This is a genomic window from Nocardioides ultimimeridianus (genome assembly GCF_054777895.1).
In genome coordinates, this window is record NZ_BAAHAB010000007.1 from 101,521 (window position 1) to 120,864 (window position 19,344).

20 protein-coding genes are annotated in these 19,344 nt (G+C 71.3%); 16 read left to right on the forward strand and 4 right to left on the reverse strand.

The window, feature by feature from the left end:
• Positions 1–21 precede the first annotated feature (21 nt).
• From ACYU8V_RS07325 to ACYU8V_RS07365, 9 genes are all read left to right on the forward strand, one after another.
• Complete coding sequence (locus tag ACYU8V_RS07325) at positions 22–1,059, forward strand: SPFH domain-containing protein (protein ID WP_460846288.1); 1,038 nt, start codon at positions 22–24, stop codon at positions 1,057–1,059.
• A 4-nt stretch (positions 1,060–1,063) separates the two neighbouring features.
• Positions 1,064–2,257 carry a hypothetical protein gene (locus tag ACYU8V_RS07330; protein WP_460846289.1) on the forward strand — a complete coding sequence of 398 codons (1,194 nt, stop codon included), beginning with the start codon at positions 1,064–1,066 and terminating at the stop codon, positions 2,255–2,257.
• Positions 2,258–2,302: 45 nt separating this feature from the next.
• On the forward strand, positions 2,303–3,016 hold the full coding sequence (gene pyrH / locus ACYU8V_RS07335; protein ID WP_460846290.1) for a UMP kinase: 714 nt from the start codon (positions 2,303–2,305) through the stop codon (positions 3,014–3,016).
• 62 nt (positions 3,017–3,078) lie between these two features.
• Positions 3,079–3,633, forward strand: coding sequence for a ribosome recycling factor (gene frr / locus ACYU8V_RS07340; protein ID WP_460846613.1), 555 nt, complete (start codon positions 3,079–3,081; stop codon positions 3,631–3,633).
• Between the two features lie 20 nt (positions 3,634–3,653).
• A complete protein-coding gene (locus tag ACYU8V_RS07345; protein ID WP_460846292.1) occupies positions 3,654–4,529 on the forward strand; it encodes a phosphatidate cytidylyltransferase in 876 nt (291 codons plus the stop codon).
• A 14-nt stretch (positions 4,530–4,543) separates the two neighbouring features.
• Positions 4,544–4,870 (forward strand): hypothetical protein, encoded by a 327-nt coding sequence (locus ACYU8V_RS07350; RefSeq protein WP_460846293.1) that lies wholly within the window; start codon positions 4,544–4,546, stop codon positions 4,868–4,870.
• Complete coding sequence (gene rlmN, locus ACYU8V_RS07355; protein WP_460846294.1) at positions 4,870–5,997, forward strand: dual-specificity RNA methyltransferase RlmN; 1,128 nt, start codon at positions 4,870–4,872, stop codon at positions 5,995–5,997. Before ACYU8V_RS07350 ends, rlmN begins: the two co-directional genes overlap by 1 nt.
• A 65-nt stretch (positions 5,998–6,062) precedes the next feature.
• A complete protein-coding gene (locus ACYU8V_RS07360) occupies positions 6,063–7,514 on the forward strand; it encodes a flavin-containing monooxygenase (protein ID WP_460846295.1) in 1,452 nt (483 codons plus the stop codon).
• Positions 7,515–7,525: 11 nt separating this feature from the next.
• Positions 7,526–8,899 (forward strand): FAD-binding oxidoreductase, encoded by a 1,374-nt coding sequence (locus tag ACYU8V_RS07365; protein WP_460846297.1) that lies wholly within the window; start codon positions 7,526–7,528, stop codon positions 8,897–8,899.
• 2 nt (positions 8,900–8,901) lie between these two features.
• On the opposite strand, the gene ACYU8V_RS07370 is transcribed toward ACYU8V_RS07365, so the two are convergent.
• Positions 8,902–10,602 carry a TIGR03767 family metallophosphoesterase gene (locus tag ACYU8V_RS07370; RefSeq protein ID WP_460846298.1) on the reverse strand — a complete coding sequence of 567 codons (1,701 nt, stop codon included), beginning with the start codon at positions 10,600–10,602 and terminating at the stop codon, positions 8,902–8,904.
• 134 nt (positions 10,603–10,736) lie between these two features.
• Here ACYU8V_RS07370 and ACYU8V_RS07375 point away from each other — a divergent pair, with 134 nt between their 5' ends.
• Positions 10,737–11,858 (forward strand): glycosyltransferase family 4 protein, encoded by a 1,122-nt coding sequence (locus ACYU8V_RS07375; protein WP_460846300.1) that lies wholly within the window; start codon positions 10,737–10,739, stop codon positions 11,856–11,858.
• On the opposite strand, the gene ACYU8V_RS07380 is transcribed toward ACYU8V_RS07375, so the two are convergent.
• Positions 11,855–12,766: an LOG family protein gene (locus ACYU8V_RS07380; protein WP_460846301.1), complete on the reverse strand. Its 912-nt coding sequence runs from the start codon at positions 12,764–12,766 to the stop codon at positions 11,855–11,857. The two genes, ACYU8V_RS07375 and ACYU8V_RS07380, sit on opposite strands and share 4 nt — an antisense overlap.
• A gap of 23 nt (positions 12,767–12,789) precedes the next feature.
• On the opposite strand from ACYU8V_RS07380, the gene ACYU8V_RS07385 reads away from it, so the two are divergent.
• The 5 genes from ACYU8V_RS07385 to ACYU8V_RS07405 are packed head-to-tail and all read left to right on the forward strand — an operon-like array spanning position 12,790 to position 16,677.
• Positions 12,790–14,205 (forward strand): M1 family metallopeptidase, encoded by a 1,416-nt coding sequence (locus tag ACYU8V_RS07385; protein WP_460846304.1) that lies wholly within the window; start codon positions 12,790–12,792, stop codon positions 14,203–14,205.
• A 46-nt stretch (positions 14,206–14,251) separates the two neighbouring features.
• The gene (locus ACYU8V_RS07390) at positions 14,252–14,428 is read left to right on the forward strand and encodes a hypothetical protein (RefSeq protein WP_460846305.1); all 177 of its coding nucleotides are present in this window, start codon (positions 14,252–14,254) and stop codon (positions 14,426–14,428) included.
• Between the two features lie 11 nt (positions 14,429–14,439).
• Positions 14,440–14,964: a PH domain-containing protein gene (locus ACYU8V_RS07395; protein ID WP_460846307.1), complete on the forward strand. Its 525-nt coding sequence runs from the start codon at positions 14,440–14,442 to the stop codon at positions 14,962–14,964.
• A 24-nt stretch (positions 14,965–14,988) separates the two neighbouring features.
• On the forward strand, positions 14,989–15,927 hold the full coding sequence (locus tag ACYU8V_RS07400; RefSeq protein WP_460846309.1) for a co-chaperone YbbN: 939 nt from the start codon (positions 14,989–14,991) through the stop codon (positions 15,925–15,927).
• A 15-nt stretch (positions 15,928–15,942) separates the two neighbouring features.
• A complete protein-coding gene (locus ACYU8V_RS07405) occupies positions 15,943–16,677 on the forward strand; it encodes an EI24 domain-containing protein (protein ID WP_460846312.1) in 735 nt (244 codons plus the stop codon).
• Between the two features lie 60 nt (positions 16,678–16,737).
• Here the strand turns inward: ACYU8V_RS07405 and ACYU8V_RS07410 are convergent, their stop codons facing one another.
• Entirely contained in the window at positions 16,738–17,637 is a 900-nt protein-coding gene (locus ACYU8V_RS07410) for a LysR family transcriptional regulator (RefSeq protein WP_460846314.1), read from the reverse strand.
• A 73-nt stretch (positions 17,638–17,710) separates the two neighbouring features.
• On the opposite strand from ACYU8V_RS07410, the gene ACYU8V_RS07415 reads away from it, so the two are divergent.
• On the forward strand, positions 17,711–18,634 hold the full coding sequence (locus ACYU8V_RS07415; protein ID WP_460846315.1) for an EamA family transporter: 924 nt from the start codon (positions 17,711–17,713) through the stop codon (positions 18,632–18,634).
• On the opposite strand, the gene ACYU8V_RS07420 is transcribed toward ACYU8V_RS07415, so the two are convergent.
• On the reverse strand, positions 18,543–19,337 hold the full coding sequence (locus ACYU8V_RS07420) for an NUDIX domain-containing protein (RefSeq protein ID WP_460846317.1): 795 nt from the start codon (positions 19,335–19,337) through the stop codon (positions 18,543–18,545). The genes ACYU8V_RS07415 and ACYU8V_RS07420 overlap by 92 nt on opposite strands.
• Positions 19,338–19,344 lie beyond the last annotated feature (7 nt).

Sequence of the window (19,344 nt, forward strand, 5' to 3'; positions counted from 1 at the left end):
TGACAGCCGCGACACGATCGTGTGGCGGTTCCCCCGGCAGGGCAACGAGATCAAGATGGGGCCAAGCTCGTCGTACGTGAGGGGCAGGTCGCGGTCTTCGTCAACGAGGGCCAGATCGCCGACGCGTTCACGCCCGGCACCTACACGCTCGAGACCCAGAACATGCCGGTCCTCTCGGACCTCACGGGCTGGAAGTACGGCTTCAACAGCCCGTTCAAGGCCGAGGTCTACTTCGTCGGGATGCGCCTCTACACCGACATGAAGTGGGGCACCAAGAACCCCATCACGATGCGCGACGCCGAGTTCGGGATGGTCCGGCTGCGCGCGTTCGGCACCTACGCGATGCAGGTCAGTGACCCCCGCGCGCTGCTCAAGCAGCTGGTCGGCACCGACCCGCAGTTCAAGACCGAGGAGGTCTCGGAGTACCTCCGCCAGACCATCGTCAGCCGCTTCGCCCCGGCCGTCGCGAACGCGAAGATCCCGATGCTCGACCTGGCCGCCAACCAGGACACCATCGCCTCCCAGCTGGCCGAGACGCTGACCGGCGAGCTCCGCGACACCGGCATCTCGATCCCGAAGTTCGTCATCGAGAACATCTCGCTGCCGCCCGAGGTCGAGGAGGCGCTCGACAAGCGCACCTCGATGGGCGTGCTGGGCAACCTCGATCAGTACACCAAGTTCCAGACCGCCGAGGCGATCGACCACGCCGCGCAGAACCCGGGCGGTGGGGCGTCCGGCGGCATCGGGCTCGGCATGGGGATGGCCGTGGGCCAGCAGATGGCTCAGTCCATGCAGGCCCAGCAGGCCCAGGCCGCGACCTCCGGAGGTACGCCGCCGCCCCTGCCCGGCGCCGCCAAGCCGTGGTACGTCGCCGTGAACGGCCAGCAGGCGGGCCCGTTCCCCGCCGACCAGCTCGCGGCCAAGGTCGGCTCGGGCGAGCTGACGCCGCAGTCGCTGGTCTGGCAGGACGGCATGAGCGGTTGGGTGGCCGCCTCGACGGTGCCCGAGCTGCAGGCGCTGTTCCCGGCGACCCCGCCGCCGCTCCCGCCCCAGGGCTGAGCCGATGAGCGACGTACCCCCGCCGATCCCGGGGGCTGCTCCGCCACCTCCGCCGCTGCCACCCGAGGCATCGGGGACGCCCGCGACGCCGGCGCCCGCGGCGCCGGCTCCTCAAGGTGTGAACTCGGTCTGCCCCAGCTGCGGCGACCAGCTCGCCTACGTTCCCGGCACCATGCTGCTGCGGTGCGCCACGTGCGGCACCGAGGTGCCGATCAAGGCGGTCGAGGCCACGATCACCGAGCACTCGCTGGACGACTGGGAGGCGAAGAACCCGACCACGTTCGTCTCCAACGTCGCGGCCCACGAGCTGCGCTGCAAGAACTGCGGCGCGACCACCGAGACCACGAACCTGGCCAGCAGGTGCCAGTTCTGCGGCGGTGCCCTGGTGGCGACGGACAGGCCCGAGGGCCTGGTCGCGCCCGAGGCCGTCATCCCGTTCCACGTGCAGAGCAAGCAGGCGCACGAGGCGTTCGGCAGCTGGGTGACCAGTCGCTGGTTCGCCCCCAACGCCTTGAAGAAGGTCGGCTCGACCGAGGGCCTCACCGGCACCTACATCCCGCACTGGACCTACGACTCGCACACCGAGACCGACTACACCGGTCAGCGCGGCGACTACTACTACACGACCGAGACCCGGCAGGTCTCCGACGGCCAGGGCGGCACCCGCACCGAGACCTACCAGCAGCGCCACACGGCGTGGCGGCACGCCAGCGGGCACGTCGCGCGCGACTTCGACGACGTACTGGTCCTCGGGGCGCACACGCTGGACCCCAAGAAGGTCAACAAGATGGGTCCGTGGCGGCTCGAGGACGCCAAGCCGTTCCAGGACGAGTTCCTCACCGGCTTCGCGGCGCTGCGCTACGACCTCGACCCCCAGGCCGGGTCGGAGCAGGCCAAGCAGCAGATGGTGTCGGTCATCGAGGGCGACGTCCGCCACGACATCGGAGGTGACGAGCAGCGGATCTCCGGCATGGACGTCCGCTACAGCTCCAACACCTTCAAGCTGCTGCTGATGCCGCTGTGGATCGCGACGTACGTCTTCGCGGGCAAGACCTGGCAGGTGATGGTCAACGCGAACACCGGCGAGGTCGTGGGAGACCGGCCCTACAGCCCGTGGAAGATCGCGTTCGCAACCATTCTCGGTCTGCTGCTCGTGGCGGCGATCATCGCCGCGGTGGTTCTTTCCCGCAGACATTGACGCGATAGGGTCGGGCGGAACTCTTCGTTACCAGGAAGGACGTCCGTGTCAGGCTACAAGCGAGTCCTCCTCAAGCTCTCAGGTGAGGTCTTCGGCGGGGGCAAGCTCGGGGTCGACCCCGACGTCGTCCAGGCGATCGCCAAGGAGGTCGCCGCGGTGGCGGCCTCCGGCACCCAGATCGCGGTCGTGACCGGCGGTGGCAACTTCTTCCGCGGCGCCGAGCTGCAGCAGCGCGGCATGGACCGTGCGCGCGCCGACTACATGGGCATGCTCGGCATCGTGATGAATTGCCTGGCCCTCCAGGACTTCCTGGAGAAGCTGGGCGTCGACACCCGCGTGCAGAGCGCGATCACCATGGGCCAGGTCGCCGAGCCCTACATCCCGCGCCGCGCGATCCGGCACATGGAGAAGGGCCGCGTCGTCATCTTCGCGGCGGGCATGGGCATGCCCTACTTCTCGACCGACACCGTTGCGGTGCAGCGCGCGCTGGAGAGCAAGTGCGACGTGGTGCTGGTCGCCAAGAGCGGCGTCGACGGCGTCTACAGCGCCGACCCGCACCTGGATCCCACCGCGGTGAAGTACGACGAGGTCACCTACGACGAGGCCATCGCGCAGGGCCTGCGGATCATGGACCAGACCGCGTTCGCGCTGTGCGGCGAGAACAAGCTGCCCATGGTCGTGTTCGGGATGGAGCCCGCCGGCAACATCCTGCGCGTCGTGCAGGGTGAGAAGATCGGCACGCTGGTCAGTGCTGGTTGAGGCCGGTTGAGCCTCGCCAGGCTCGACCCACCAGCAGCGTCAACGACAAGGAGAACCCGGTGATCAACGACATCCTCAACGAGGCCGACGGCAAGATGGCCAAGTCGGTCGATGCGACCCGCGAGGAGTTCGCCGCGATCCGCGCCGGCCGCGCGCACCCCAGCATGTTCAGCAAGATCATGGTCGACTACTACGGCTCCCCGACCCCGATCCAGCAGCTGGCCTCCTTCACCGCACCCGAGGCGCGGATCATCATCGTCCAGCCCTTCGACGTCGGCGCCATCGGCAACGTGGAGAGGGCGATCCGCGACTCCGACCTCGGCGTGAACCCCTCCAGCGACGGCAAGACCCTGCGCTGCGTCTTCCCCGAGCTGACCGAGGAGCGCCGCAAGGAGTTCATCAAGCTCGCCCGGGAGAAGGCCGAGGGCGGCAAGGTCGCCGTACGCCAGGTCCGCCAGAAGGCCAAGCAGAACCTCGAGCGTCTGGAGAAGGACGGCGAGGCCGGCAAGGACGACGTCACCGGTGCCGAGAAGCGCCTGGACGCCACCACCAAGAAGCACACCGACGCGATCGACGACCTCCTCAAGCACAAGGAAGCCGAGCTGCTCGAGGTCTGAGACCTGACAGCCCGGACCGAATGAGCGCGAACCAGGCAGCTGCGCCTGCCCAGAAGGACCACGGCCGTGCCGGCCGTGACCTGAAGGCAGCCGTCGGCTCCGCCGTCGTGCTGCTGGCGGCGATCGCCGGGTCGCTGCTGTTCTGGAAGCCCGCGTTCATGGCGATCGTGGCGATCGCGGTGGTCGTGGCGGTCTGGGAGCTGGGCCGCGGGATGCGGGCCAAGGACATCGACGTACCCGAGCAGCCGCTGATGGTCGGCGGCGTCGTGATGGTGCTGCTCGCGTACTTCTCCGGGGCCGCCGCCCTCGTGACCGCGACCGCGGTGACCGCGCTGGTCATCATGCTGTGGTTGCTGCGCCGCGGCGTCGACGGCTACGTCAAGAACGCCACCGCCTCGGTGTTCACCCTCGTCTACCTGCCCTTCCTCGGCTCCTTCGTGGCCCTGCTGCTCGCCGAGGGCGGCTGGACCGGCCACGGACTCTCCGACGACGGCGTCGCCGGCGTGGTCACGTTCATCCTGGTCACCATCGCCTCCGACATCGGGGGGTACGTCGCCGGCGTGCTGTTCGGCAAGCACCCGATGGCGCCGGTCATCTCGCCCAAGAAGTCCTGGGAGGGGTTCGCCGGGTCGGCGATCTCCTGCATGGCGGCCGGATGGGCGCTGGTGGTCTACCTGCTCGACGGCCCCTGGTGGGCCGGCATCGCGCTCGGGATCATCGCCGTCGTCATGGCCACGCTCGGCGACCTGTGCGAGTCGGTCATGAAGCGCGACCTCGGCATCAAGGACATGAGCCAGATCATCCCCGGTCACGGCGGCCTGATGGACCGCCTCGACTCGCTGCTGGCGACCGTGGCGCCGATCTGGCTGCTGCTGCACCACGTGGTCTTCAAGTAGAAACGGAACCACCCATGGAGACGACGCGACGACGCCCCGACTGGTGGCACCGGGATCACCCGATCTTCGTGCCCCTCGCAGGCTTCTTCACCGGCATGGCCTACGTGCTGTTCGTCCCCGGTGTGTACGGCGCGCTGCTCAAGCTGATCGTCGGCTACAAGAAGGCCGAGGACCTCTTCCCGTTCGTGCTGCTGATGTTCGTGGTGCCGATCGGCCTGCTCGTCCCGCAGCACACCCGCAAGTTCGGTCGGTACATGCTCCTGGCCTGCATCGCGACGCTCGTCGTCGTGGTCGGCGTGGCCGTCGGCGTACTGCTGTTCCTGATCCACAAGGACAAGTAGTGGGCGAGAAGTTCACCACCCTGCCGTTGGTCTTCGAGTCGCCCAAGGGGCGCGGCAAGCCGCCGCGCCACCTCGCCGACCTCGACGAGGCCGGCCGCAAGGACCTGCTCACCGAGATGGGCCTGCCCGGCTTCCGGGCCAAGCAGCTCTCGCACCACTACTTCGGCCGCCTGGTCCACGACCCGGCCGAGATGACCGACCTGCCGGCCGGGCAGCGCGCCGAGCTCGTGGCCGCGCTGCTGCCGGACCTGATGACGCCGATCAAGCAGCAGCAGGCGGACAAGGGCACCACGGTCAAGACGCTGTGGAAGCTGTTCGACGGCTCGCTGGTCGAGTCGGTGCTGATGCGCTACTCGGACCGCGCCACCATCTGCATCTCCTCGCAGGCCGGGTGCGGCATGGCGTGCCCGTTCTGCGCCACCGGCCAGGGCGGCCTGCAGCGCAACATGTCGACGGCCGAGATCGTGCACCAGGTCGTCGTCGGTGCGCGCGCGATGGCCAACGGCGACGTCGCCGGGGGACCGGGGCGCCTCTCGAACGTCGTGTTCATGGGGATGGGCGAGCCGCTGGCCAACTACAAGGCCGTCGTGGGCGCCGTACGCCGCCTCACCGACCCGGCGCCCGCCGGACTGGGCCTCTCGGCCCGCCACGTCACCGTCTCCACGGTCGGGCTGGTCCCGCGGATCAAGCAGCTGGCCGACGAGGGCATCCCGGTGACCCTGGCGCTCTCCCTGCACGCCCCCGATGACGAGCTGCGCAACGAGCTGGTCCCGATCAACACCCGCTTCTCCGTGGCCGAGACCGTCGACGCGGCGTACGAGTACTTCGAGAAGACCGGACGCCGGGTCTCCATCGAGTACGCCATGATGCGCGGCATCAACGACCAGGCCTGGCGCGCCGACCTGCTCGCCGAGGTGCTCTCCGGCGAGGGTCGCGGCACGGGCTGGGTGCACATCAACCCGATCCCGCTCAACGACATCCCCGGCTCGCAGTTCACCCGCTCACGCGAGGAGGACATGGACGAGTTCGTACGCCGCCTCAACGACTCCGGCATCGCCACCACCCTGCGCGACACCCGCGGCAGCGACATCGACGCCGCCTGCGGGCAGCTGGCCGCCTCGGAGTGACGGCCATCTGAAGAGGGGGGTTAACGCCCCTGTGCACGGTCCCGCACGCGTCCTAGGTTGGGCGCATGAGCGAGCACGTTGATGTCCTGATCGTCGGCGCCGGGCTCTCGGGGATCGGATCGGCGGCCCGGCTGCGCAGCCGGCTGCCGGAGAAGTCGATAGCGATCCTCGAGGCGCGCGACGCGATCGGGGGCACGTGGGACCGGTTCCGCTACCCGGGCGTGCGGTCCGACTCCGACATGTTCACGCTCGGCTACGACTTCGAGCCCTGGTCCTCGCCGCTGGGGATCGCGGACGGCCCAGCGATCCTGAGCTACGTCGAGGACACCGCTCGCAAGTACGGCGTGGACGGGCTGGTCCGCTTCCGGCACAAGGCCGTGGCCGCGTCCTGGTCGAGCGCCGACGCCCGCTGGACGGTCACGGTGGAACACGACGGCACCACCAGCGAGATCACCTGCTCGCTGCTGTGGGGCAACACCGGCTACTACGACCACGCGCAGGGCTACACCCCGGACTTCGCGGGCATGGAGGACTACGCGGGCACGATCATCCACCCGCAGGACTGGCCCGAGGACTTCGACTACACCGGCAAGCGCGTCGTGGTCATCGGCAGTGGCGCCACGGCGGTCACGCTGGTCCCGGCGATGGCCGACCGGGTCGAGCACATCACGATGCTGCAGCGATCGCCGAGCTATCTGATGGCGCTGCCGCGGAAGTCGCCGTTCGCGGGCCCGCTGCAGCGGATCCTTCCCGAGCGCAGGGCGCACCTCGCCGCCAAGTGGGCGCACTGGGCCGTGTTCCAGCTGACCTTCACGCTGTGCAAGAAGCAGCCCCGGCTGATGCGCCGGATCATCCGCCGCGACGCGATCCGCCACCTGCCCGAGGGGTACGACGTCGACACCCACCTCAACCCGACCTACGAGCCGTGGGACCAGCGGATGTGCCTGGTGCCCGACGGCGACTTCTTCGCGGCGGTGCGCGACGGCAAGGCCTCCATCGTGACCGACCGGATCGAGCGCTTCACCCCGAAGGGGATCCTGCTGGAGTCGGGCGCCGAACTGGAGGCCGACGTCGTCGTGACGGCGACCGGCTTCACCATGCTGATGGCCGGCGGGTTGACCTTCGAGGTCGACGGTGAGCCGGCGAGGATCGTGGACGGCGTCCTCTACAAGGGCCAGATGCTCAGCGGCCTGCCGAACTTCGTGATGACGATCGGCTACACCAACGCCTCGTGGACGCTCAAGGCGAACCTGACCGGCGACTACGTCGTCCGCCTGCTCCAGCACATGGACGAGTCGGGCGCGCAGATCGCGATGCCGCTCGCGCCGGCGCCCGGCACCGAGGTCCCGATGAACCTGCTGTCCTCGGGCTACTTCGACCGGGCCGCGGAGATCCTGCCGAAGATGGGCTCGGAGGCGCCCTGGGCGCTGTACATGAACTACCCCAAGGACGTGAAGCTGCTGCGGAAGGGCCCCATCGCCGACGTCGGGATCCGCTTCTCCCGCGCGGGCGCCTAGGCCGCGGCCTGATGCCCGGACCCCAGGAGGCGCTCGCGGCGCTCGCCGGGCAGCTGCCGGAGGGCACGGTCGTCACGGATCCCGATGTGCTGGCGTCGTACCGCCACGACATGACGATGGCACCCGACGCCGAGGTGCCGCTGGCGCTGGTGCGACCGGCGAGCACCGAGGAGGTGGCCACGACGGTGCGGTGGGCGGCGGCGTACGACGTCCCGATCGTCACCCGCGGGCGGGGGACCGGCCTGTCCGGCGGCGCCAGCGGCCGCAGCGACGGGATCGTGCTGTCCACCGAGCGGATGCGGCGCATCGCGGTCGACCCGGAGAACCGGATCGCCGTGGTCGGCCCGGGACTGCTCAACAGCGAGGTCAAGGCCGAGGCGGCCGAGCACGGGCTCTGGTACCCGCCGGATCCCTCCTCGTTCGAGATGTGCAGCATCGGCGGGAACCTCGCGACCAACGCGGGCGGTCTGTGCTGCGTGAAGTACGGCGTCACGGCCGACTACGTGCTCGGCCTGGAGGTCGTGACGGCCGACGGCCGGGTGCTGCGGCTGGGCGGGCCCCGGCTCAAGGACAACGCCGGCTACGACCTGGTCCGGCTGTTCGTCGGCAGTGAGGGGACGCTCGGCATCATCACCGAGGCGACCCTGCGGCTGCTCCCGCAGCGGCACCACGACGCCGTCGCGGTGGGGGTGTTCGCCTCGCTGGGGGACGCCGCGCGCGCGACCGCCGCGGTCAAGCTGCTGGTCGAGCCGTCGATGCTCGAGCTGATGGACCAGGCCGTGATGGAGGCGATCGAGGACAGGTACCGGATGGGCCTGGACCGCTCGGCGGCCGCGATGCTGATCGCCGCGACGGACGCTCCCGGCGAGGCGGGCCGGGCGGGCGTCGACAGGATCGCGGCGATCTTCACCGAGCACGGCGCCACCGAGGCGTACGCCGCCACCGACCCCGCCGAGGCCGAGGGCCTGGTCGCGGCGCGGCGCCTGGCGGCAACGGCCGCCATGGCACTCGGCCCGATCCTGCTGGAGGACGTCGCGGTCGCCGTGACCGCCTTGGCCGACCTGGTCACCGGCATCCAGGACGTCGCCCGCGACCGGGACGTGCGGATCGGGGTCGTGGCGCACGCCGGCGACGGCAACGTGCATCCGATCGTCATCCGCAGCCCCGACGACCCGGGCGCGGCCGAGCGCGAGGAGGCCGCGTTCGACGACATCATGCGGCTCGCGATCCGGCTCGGCGGGACGATCAGCGCCGAGCACGGCATCGGCCGGCTCAAGCGGCCCTGGCTCGAGGCGTCCATCGGCCCGGACGCACTCGAGCTCAACCGCCGGATCAAGGACGCGTTCGACCCGCAGGGCATCCTCAACCCCGGCGTCGGGCTGTAGGCCTAGAAGTCCGCGGGACGCCCGACCAGCAGCTCGGTGTTGCGGGCGCTCGCCAGGCCCGCGTGGGCGGCCAGGTCGGTCTGCGGGTCGTTCGCCGACAGCTCGCGCGACAGGCTCGCCAGGGTGAGCGTGTTGCTCAGGTCGCCGTCGTACGACGCCGGGCCGGCGTGGTCGAGGATCGTGGTGAAGATCGACAGCGTGCCGTCGTCGTTGTCGGCCACCTCGATGATCCGCGCCTGCTGCGGGTAGTCGCAGTGGGACGCGGTGTTGATCTCCCAGAAGCCGCCGGAGCCGTCGGCGCGGGCGTGCACGAAGATCTGGTTCTTGTGGGTGTGCCCGTTGACCCAGGCGATGACCCGCGGCTGGGTGAGCAGGTAGTCGACGACCGCCGGCCCGAGGACGCGGGGGAGCGCGAGGTCGCCGCCGGTGCCCACCAGCGGGTTCTCCATGGTGTCGGAGGTGTGGTGGCTGTAGACGATGACCGCCTTGCCCGCCGCCCCCTCGACGGTCGCCTGCAGCCAGGCCAGCTGCGCGCTGTCGATCGAGCCGTCGTCGTACCCGTTGGGGTTGACGGTGTCCATGACGATGTGGCGGAACCTGCCCGCGTCGAAGAAGTAGTACGCCGTCCCGTCCGCCTTGTTGGCGGCGGTGAAGCCGTGGCCGACGGGGAGCCCGGTGGTCGTGAAGTGCTCGGCGACGATCTCCTGGCGGGTGACGGTGCGGCGGTTCAGGTCCGGGCTCACGATGCGCACGTACGGCGACAGCACCAGCCCGCTGACCAGCCCGTCGATGCTCAGCCCGGACAGGGCGCTCTGGAGGTCGGTGTCGGAGAGGCCGGTGGGCGGCGAGATGATCTTGAGCAGCCCGGTGCCGAGCAGCGAGGTCGGGATCGTGTGCGGGAAGTTCCCCTGCATCAGCCCGTCGTGGTTGCCGAAGCAGGTGTACCACGGGATGCCCAGGCCGGGCGCCGTGAACGGGCGCCGCGCGGCGTCGAGCAGGCCGTTGACCGTCGGGAACCCGTGCTGGGACTTGTACTGGTCGGCCGCCTTGCCGAGCGGGACGCTGCCCGGGTGCCAGTAGTGCCCGTCGTAGTAGAGGGCGTTCTGGTCCATGACGCCCTCGTAGCTGCTCAGCGAGCCGCTGTCGGACCGGATGGTGCCGCCGTCGAGGATGTCGATGTTCCAGCGCACCTCGTTGTACTGGCAGTTGTCGGAGTTGTCCCCGGTCTCGATCGCGAACGAGAACGGCAGCCCGGTCACCGGCCCGGTCCGCTGGGCGTTCACGGCCTGCACCATGGCGTCGGCGACCTGGGCGGTGAGCATCTCCTGGGGCCGGTACGACGAGGAGAACAACCCGGTCGTCTCGACCCGGTCGACCCACTCCAGGCGGCCGGGGGACTGGTGGTCGACGACGTGCACGTCGCTCAGCTGCACGAAGGACAGCAGCGGCCTGCGGGCGTCGGCGCGGCCCGCTCCGGCGGCGATGCCGAGGTCGGTGCGCACGATCCGTGGCTCGCCGGCGGCCGCGACGATGGTGCGGTAGCCGAGCGCGTTGGCCGGGCCGAGCGCGTAGGTCCGGGAGGCCGTGGTGCGGGGAGCCACCGCGGCCTGGGCGAGCGAGGGCTGGGAGACGATCCGGCCGACCGCGGCGAGTGCGCCCAGGGCGGCACCACTGCGGAAGAGATCGCGACGGGAGAGAGCCACCTCCGCAACCAATCACATGATGCGTCGTACGTCACGCGAATGCCCGAACCGGGGATCAGTCGTTCACCCGGAGTCCACCCGACACACCCGGCAGGGTGCCGAGTCGTTGGGGCGGCGTACCTAGCGTTCGGGTCATGGTCCGAGTACTGGTCGTCAGCGAGTCGTTCCTGCCGCAGATCAACGGCGTCACCAACTCGGTGCGCCGGGTCCTGGAGCACCTTCAGGCCGAGGGGCACGAGGCCGAGCTGGTCGCACCGACCGGCCCGGCGACGTACGCCGGCTTCGCGGTCACCCGGGCGCGCGGCGCGAACCTGCCGTTCTACCGGGACTTCCGGATCGGCCTGGAGACGCAGCGCCGGCTGCGCGCGGTGATGCTCCGGTTCCGTCCCGACGTCGTGCACATCGCGTCACCGGCGACGCTGGGCTACCAGGCGGCGCGGGCCGCGCAGGAGCTGGGCATCCCGGCGGTCGCGATCTACCAGACCGACCTGGTCGGCTTCGCCGAGCGGTACGACGTCCCGGGCGGCGCCCGGGCCGCTGCGGCCCTCACCCGCCGGATCCACACCCAGGTCGACCGCACCCTCGCGCCGTCCAGCGCCAGCATCGCCCAGTTGCGCGAGCTCGGGGTTCCGGAGGTGTACCGGTGGGCGCGCGGCGTCGACACCGCGCTGTTCCGTCCCGAGGCCCGCAGCCAGGAGCTGCGGTCCAGCATCGCGCCGGGAAGGAAGCTGGTCGGGTACGTCGGCCGGCTGGCCGCCGAGAAGGAGCTGGACCTGCTGACCGCGATCGCGCGCGACCCGGGCCACGAGCTGGTGCTGGTCGGCGGCGGGCCGGAGGAGCAGCGGCTCCGCGGGCTGCTCCCGGACGCGCACTTCCTCGGCCTGCTGCACGGCGAGGATCTCGCGGCGGCGTACGCCTCGCTCGACGTGTTCGTGCACACCGGGCGGCACGAGACGTTCTGCCAGTCGGCCCAGGAGGCACTGGCCTCCGGCGTACCGGTCGTGGCACCGCGCAGCGGGGGACCGATCGACGTCGTCGCCGACCGGGTCGACGGCTTCCTCTACACCCCGGGCGACCGGCGGACCCTGCACCGGCTGGTCACGACCCTGGTCGCCGACGATGCGCTGCGGGCGCGGATGGGCGCCGCCGGGCTGGCGAAGGTGCAGGAGCGGACCTGGCACGCGGTCAACGAGCAGCTGATCGGGCACTACCGGGACGTGATGGGCCCGGGTCAGGGCCTGAGGCTCGCCAGCTAGATGACCGCTGCTGCCTCGTCGACCGTGTCGACGAGGTGGATGTGGGGCTCCATCGGCCGGCCCTTGGCGAGCGCCTGCAGGAGCGGCCAGGCAGGCAGGGTCTCGGTCCAGTAGCGGCGGCCCACCAGCACCATCGGGGCCACGTCGGCCTCGGTCGCGTAGTAGTTCTCGCAGGCGTCCTGGAAGATCTCCTGCACCGTGCCGCCCGCACCCTCCATGAACACGATGCCCGCACCGCAGATCTGGAGCAGGATCGCCTCGCGCAGCGCGTTGCGGAAGTACTTCGCGATCGCGGTGGCGAACAGGTTGGACGGCTCGTGCCCGTAGAACCAGGTCGGTACGCCGAGCGAGGCCCGGTCCGACGGGAACCGCCGGCACACCTCCTGGGCCCGTCCGATCCAGCCGTCGATCGAGGGCCGGAAGCCCGGCGTGCCGGCGAGGATCCGGCTCGCCTCGGTCAGCGTCTCCGCGGGCATCCCGGCCAGCCGCGCGCCCAGGTTGGCCGCCTCCATGGCACCCGGCCCGCCGCCGGTCGCCACCACGTGCGTCGCGCCGAGCAGGTGGCCGAGCCGGGCCGTGTCGTCGTACGCCGCCTGCCCGCGCTCGACCGCGTGCCCGCCCATCACCCCGACCAGCGAGCGGCCCTGGATCCAGGTGCCGAGGGCGGTGTCGATCGCGCCGTCGTGGAGCACCATCGCGAGGGCGCCCTCGGGGCGCACCGGCTCGCGGGACCACGCGTAGGTGCGGGCGTCGAGGGAGTCGGCGTACGGCTCGGCGTCGTACAGCTCGCTCGCGGTGTAGAGCGTGGTGCGGTGCGCGTCGAACGGGACCGGCAGCTGCCGGGCGACCTGGGCGTCGGTGGCGGTCGGCGGGCGCATCCGGATGCGGTGGGCGCGGGTCTTCCTCACGCCCGACAGCGTAGTTTGGGCGCGTGCGCAGACTCCTGGTTGGCGCGGTCGCGGCCGCGATGTTCATGAGCGGCTCGGTGGCGCAGGCGACCACCATGACGACGGCGATGACGGCGACCCCCGTGGCCGGCTCGGCCGGGATCGGCGACCCGTACTTCCCCCAGGACGGCAACGGCGGCATCGATGTGCGGCACTACGCGATCGACGACACCTACGACTTCGCGACCCGCCACCTCTCCGGTACGACGACGCTGAGGATCCGGTCCCGGGAGGCCCTCTCGTCCTTCCACCTCGACTTCCTGCTACCCGTCACGGCTGTCAGCGTCGACGGGACCGCGGCCGGCTTCAGCCGGCCCACCCCGCACGAGCTGGTCGTCACGCCGACGACGGCGATCCCGAGCGGCGACCTCTTCACCGTCACCGTCAGCTACGCCGGCTACCCCGGGAACTACTCCTACGCGGGGGAGAGCAACTGGCTGGCCAGCGGCTCCGAGGTCGTCGCGATGAACGAGCCGCACATGGCGCCGTGGTGGTTCCCGTCCAACGACCACCCCTCCGACAAGGCGACCTTCGACGTCTCGATCACGACCGACGACGCGATGCAGGTGGTCGGCAACGGCCGCCGGATCTCCCGCACGGTGAGCGGCGGCCAGGCGACCACGCACTGGCGCGAGGACCACCCGATGACGACGTACCTGGCCTTCTTCGCGGCCGGGCACTTCGCGATCAGCCGCGGTACGTCGGCCTCGGGCATCCCGTGGCTGACCGCGGTGTCGCGCGGGCTGGGCTCGGCCGACTTCACCCGCAGCCGCGGGCTGGTGAACAGCAGCGGGCGGATCACCGACTGGCTGCAGAAGGAGCTCGGCCGCTACCCGTTCGACAGCACCGGCGGCGTGGTCACCGCGCTCGACCCGGGGTTCGCGCTGGAGAACCAGACGCGGCCGACGTACCCGGGACGCTGGATCGACCACACGACCGTCGTGCACGAGCTGGCGCACCAGTGGGTCGGCGACAGCGTCTCGATCCGGCGCTGGCAGGACATCTGGCTCAACGAGGGGTTCGCGACGTACCTCGAGCAGCGGTGGAACGAGGCGCACGGCGGGATCTCGACGCGGCAGTGGCTGCACACGGCGTACGCCGAGGAGTCGCCCTCCTTCTGGGACCTCTCCGTCGCGGCGCCCGGCGTCCGTCACATCTGGGCCTCGGCGGTCTACCAGCGCGGGGCGATGACCCTGGCCGCGCTGCGCGACCGGATCGGCAGGGCCGACTTCCGCACGGTCCTGCGGACCTGGGTGGCCCAGCACCGCTACGGTCTGGGCACCACCGCGCAGTTCGAGCGGCTCGCCCAGCGGGTCTCGGGGCAGCGGCTGGGCGGGTTCTTCACCGCATGGTTGGACACGTTGGCGCGCCCGGCGCGCACCAGCGCCAACGGCTGGTGAGCGCGCCTCCCGCGTGACGGGAGTGATTGCTGTTAGACATGGTGGCATGGACGCCAAGAAGCTCATCGGTGTCGTCGTCGTCGTCTTCCTCGGGTTCTGGATGTTCACGGACCCGAGCGGCCTGGCGGTGACCGCGAAGGAGGCCGGGTCGAACGGCTGGCACCTCGCGACCCAGGGGTTCACCGGCGTCATCGACTTCGTCGGCGCGTTCTCGAAGAAGTGAGCTGACCCGTCGTGGGTCTGCTGGTGGCGATCACCGATCCGGGGATCGGCAAGCACCTCCTGCGCGACGAGGGCGAGGTCATCGTCGACGAGGTCAGCAAGCACTGGGTCGCCTACGTCCGGCCCGGCATCGAGTCCCTCGTCGGGCTGGTGTCCCTGATGTTCAGCACCGTGGTCGCCGTCCAGGTCGCGTGGTTCTTCCTCATCGTCGCGGCGGGTCTGTTCCTGCATGCCACCTGGCTCGCGCTGCGCGAGAAGCGCGACCGCTTCGTCATCACCAACATGCGCGTCTTCCGCGTCCACGGGGTGCTGTCCTCGCAGCTGGCCACCATGCCGCTGAGCCGGATCCTCGACATCACCGTCACCAAGCCGCTGCTCGGCCGCCTGCTCGGCTACGGCCACTTCGTCTTCGAGTCCGCCGCCCAGGACCAGGGCCTTCGCGACATCCGGTACGTCGGCCGCCCCGACGAGCGCGACCTCGCGATCCAGCGGGTCGTGCAGCGGGCCGGGCTGCGGGGTCCCCGGATCCCGAACTGAGCGCGCCTCCCTAGAATCGGCGGCATGACGCAGCAGCCGTTCTCGCGCCCCGGCGCGATCGACCTGTCGGGCCTCAAGCGGACCAGCGCGGCACCGCCCGCGTCAGGGACGGGCGCCGGGAGCGGTGGCGGCTCCTCGGCGTACTCCATCGCGGTGACGCCGGAGAACGTCCAGAACGTCCTGGAGTCGTCGATGACGGCGCCGGTGGTGCTGGTGTTCTTCTCCAGCGCCCAGGTGCCCGAGAGCGTCGCGTTTGCCGACGACGTCGCCCGGGTCGCCGACGAGTACGACGGCCGCTTCCTGGCCGCGAAGGTCGACGTCGACTCCAACCCGCAGCTCGCCTCGGCGCTCCAGGTGCAGCAGGTGCCGCTGATGCTCGTGCTCGTCGAGGGCCAGCCCGCCACGCAGCCGATCCCGGGCGCCGCGCCGATCGACGACATCCGGGCCATGTTCAACCAGCTCGCCCAGCAACTGACGGCCTCCGGGCTCACCGGCCGGCACCAGCCGCTCAGCCAGGCGGGCCCGGCGGCCGAGGGCGAGGAGCCGCCCGTCGACCCGCGCTACGCGCCGGCGCAGGACGCGCTCGCGGCCGGCGACATCGACGCGGCGGTGGCCGAGTACGAGAAGCTCGTCAAGGCCAACCCGGCCGACGCCGAGGCCGCGGCCGGCCTGGCGATGGCGAAGGTCCTGCAGCGCACCCAGGGCGTCGACCTCAACGCGGCCCGCGCGGCCGCGGCAGCCGACCCCGACGACGTCGACGCCCAGATCATGGTGGCCGACCTCGACATGCTCGGCGGCCACGTGGAGGACGCCTTCGCGCGGCTGGTGGAGCTGGTCCGGCGTACCGCCGACAAGGAGCGCGACCGGGTCCGCGAGCACCTGCTCGGGCTCTTCGCCGCCGTCGGCAACGACGACCCGCGGGTCCTCAAGGGCCGGCAGGCGCTGGCCTCCGCGCTGTTCTGACCCTGGGCTGAGCTGATGCTCACCGGCTTCGGGCACGGTGTCCGGCTGCTCCTGCACGGACAGGGGCTGTGGCGTCGCCGGCCGCGACTGATGCTGCTCGGGCTCATCCCGGCGGCCCTGGTCGCCGTGGTGATGGTCGCGCTCCTCATCGCGCTGCTGCTGTACGTCGACGACCTGGTCACCTGGGCCACGCCGTTCGCCGACGGGTGGGCGTCGGGGCTGCGCTCGGTCTTCCGCGCCGCCCTCGAGGTCGTCGCCGTGCTCGGGTCCGGATTGCTCTTCGTGGTGTCGTTCACCGGGCTCACGCTGGCCGTCGGCGACCCGTTCTACGAGCGGATCTGGCTGGCCGTCGAGCACGAGCTCGGGGGAGAGGTGCCCGAGCGCGGGTTGGGCTGGCTGCGCGGTGCGATCGACGGCGTGGTGCTGGTGCTCTACGGCATCGCCGCGTCGCTCGTGGTGCTGCTGCTCGGCCTGCTGCCCGCCGTCGGCGCGGTGGTCGGTGCGGTCCTCGGCGTCGTGGTCTCCGGCCGGCTGCTGGCCGGCGAGCTGGTCTCCCGCCCGTTGGCGGCGCGCGGCATGGATCGGGCGGCACGTGCGGCCCTGCTGCGGCCGCACCGCGGCGAGCTGCTCGGCCTCGGGGTCGGCGTCCAGCTGTGCTTCCTGGTGCCGCTCGGCGGAGTGCTGGTGATGCCCGGGGCGGTCGCGGGTGCGACGTACCTGGCGCGGGAGGCCCTCTCCGCGAGTTCATAGTTCTGGTCGACCGAAGCAAGGGTTTCGGTCGACCAGAAGTCTGAACTCGCGGGGCCAGAACTAGGAACTCGCGGGGACGAGGAGGGCGGCGAGGACGGCCCGGACCGCGGGATCGTTGGTCATGGTGCGGCGGTGGAGGGCGTCGATGAGGCGCACCGGCTGCGGGTCGCGGACCTCGATCGCCACCACGTCGGGGCCGAGCGGGGCGCGGCCGAGCCGGGGGATCAGCGCGACGCCGAGCCCGGCGGCCACCAGGGCGAGGTGCGACTCGAACTCGCCGGAGACGTGGGCGATGCGGGGCGGGCGGCCGGTGCCGTCGTACATCCGGTGCAGCCACTGCCGGCAGATCGTGCCCTCGGGCGTGGCGATCCACTCGACGTCGACCAGGTCGTGCGGCGTGACCCGCCTCCGCCCGGCGAGCGGGTGGTCGTGCGGCACGATCAGGTCCGCGAGATCGCGCGTGACGGCGTGGGTCGTGACGTGGTCCGGTACGGCGAGGGGTACGCCGCCCCACCGGTGCACGATGCCCAGCTCGGCCTGGCCGCCGGCCACCAGGTCCACGGTGTCCCAGGGCTCCCGCTCGTCGATGACGAGGGTCAGGTCGGGGTGCGCGTCCCGCAGGCGTCGTACGACGGGAGCGACCAGCCCGCGCACGCCGGTCGAGAACACGGCCAGCCGCACCCGGCCGCCCACCGCGCCGACGCTGGCCCGCAGGTCCGACTCGAGCTCCTCCAGGTCGGCCAGCACCCGCTGCCCGGCCTCGACCAGGTGCCGGCCCTGGCTGGTCAGCATCACGCCGCGCCCGACCCGCTCCAGCAGCGGGACGCCGGTCTGCCTCTCGAGCCGCTTCACCTGCTGGGAGACGGCGCTCGGCGTGTAGCCCGTGGCGGCCGCGGCCGCGATCACCGACCCGGTGTCGGCGACGGCGCGGAGCGCGGCGAGGGCGTCCAGATCGATCATGCAGCAACGCTACATGAATGGGCGCACTTCTATTCGCTGGTGCTTCATGGAGACAGAGGACAGGCTGGGCACCATGACTCGCCGCGACTGCCTCCTCGCCGCACTCGTCGCCGCCATCTGGGGCTTCAACTTCGTGGTGATCGACTGGGGGATGGGCGACGTACCTCCGCTGGTGTTCGTCGCGATCCGCTTCACCGCCGTCGTCCTCCCCGCGGTATTCCTGATCCCCAGACCGGACCTGCCCTGGCGCACCATCCTCGGCGTCGGCGCGTTCATGTCACTGGGCCAGTTCGCCTTCCTCTACGTGGCGATGGACCGCGGCATGCCGCCCGGCCTGGCCGGGCTGGTGCTGCAGGCCCAGGTGGTGCTGACGATCGTGATCGCGGCGGTGGTGCTCAAGGAGCGCCCGACCGCGGCCCAGACGGCAGGGGTGGCGCTCGGGGTCGTCGGTCTGCTCGTGGTCGGCCTCGGCCGCGGCGGCCACATCCCGCTCGTCGCGATGGTGCTGTGTCTGACCGGTGCCCTGATGTGGGCGATCGGCAACGTCGTCTCGCGGGCCTCCGGCGCCACCGGCGGCCTCGCGCTCACGGTCTGGTCGGCGCTGGTCGTGCCGCTCCCGGTCCTCGCGATCGCCGTCGTGCTCGACGGCCCGCACACGCTCGTCGTCGCCGCGCACGCCTTCGGCTGGCGGGCGGGCCTGTCGACGCTCTACACGGCCGGCCTGGCGTCGCTGACCGGCTACGCGATCTTCAACGGCCTGCTCGCCCGCAACCCGTCCTCGGCCGTGGTGCCGTGGGTGCTGCTGGTGCCGCCGGTCTCGATCGGCTCGGCGTGGGCGCTGCTGGGGGAGCGGCCGTCGCTCGCCGAGCTGCTCGGTGGGGCGCTGCTGGTCGTCGGGGTCCTGGTCACCCTGCGTCCGGGACGCGCCCGGACTCGGTGTAGCGAGGAGCCGACGCGTCCAGCGCGGCCAGTGCCGAGCGGATCCGGCGCGCGGTGAAGTCGGTGGCCCGCTCGTCGATCTCCGCGAGCGAGAGGAACGCGGCCTGACGGATCTCGCGGGCCTGCGGCACGATCTGCTCGACGATGGAGGCCGGGTGGGCGCCACCGTCGAACACCAGGCACAGCGCGTCGTCCCAGCCACCCCACGGCGGCAGCCAGTCGGTGAGCAGCAGCCGCCCGGGCTCGATGTGCAGCGCGAGCTCCTCCTCGACCTCCCGGCCGACCCCGAGCCGGGGTGACTCGCCGACCTCGATCACGCCGCCGGGCAGGTCCCAGTCGGTCTTGTAGGTCAGGTTGCACAGCAGCACCCGCGGGTCCTCGGGCGCGCTGTCGGCAGAGCGGATGAGCATCTGGCTGATCCCGCGCTTGCGCGGCAGGAAGGAGTTGAGGATCGCCCGGAACCCGCCCGGCTCGTGCACCGGGGTGTCGTCGGCGAGCCGGCCGTAGACGACCAGGTCGCCGGTCACGCGGCGCTCCACGCCCTCGCGGCGCAGCCCGGACCAGGTGGCGATCCGGTTCGCCTCGTCGTCACCCGCGGGGACCTTGACCTCCACCCGGTGGTGGTCGGTCAGCGCCTCGGCCACCTGGCGGCGTACGACGTCCACGGCGGCCTGCCAGCCCCGCTCCGCGAGCTCCGGGGACCAGCTGAGCCGCGCGACGCCGTCGTCGACGGTGCGGTGGTCCGCGGCGGGCTCGGTCACGCTCCCA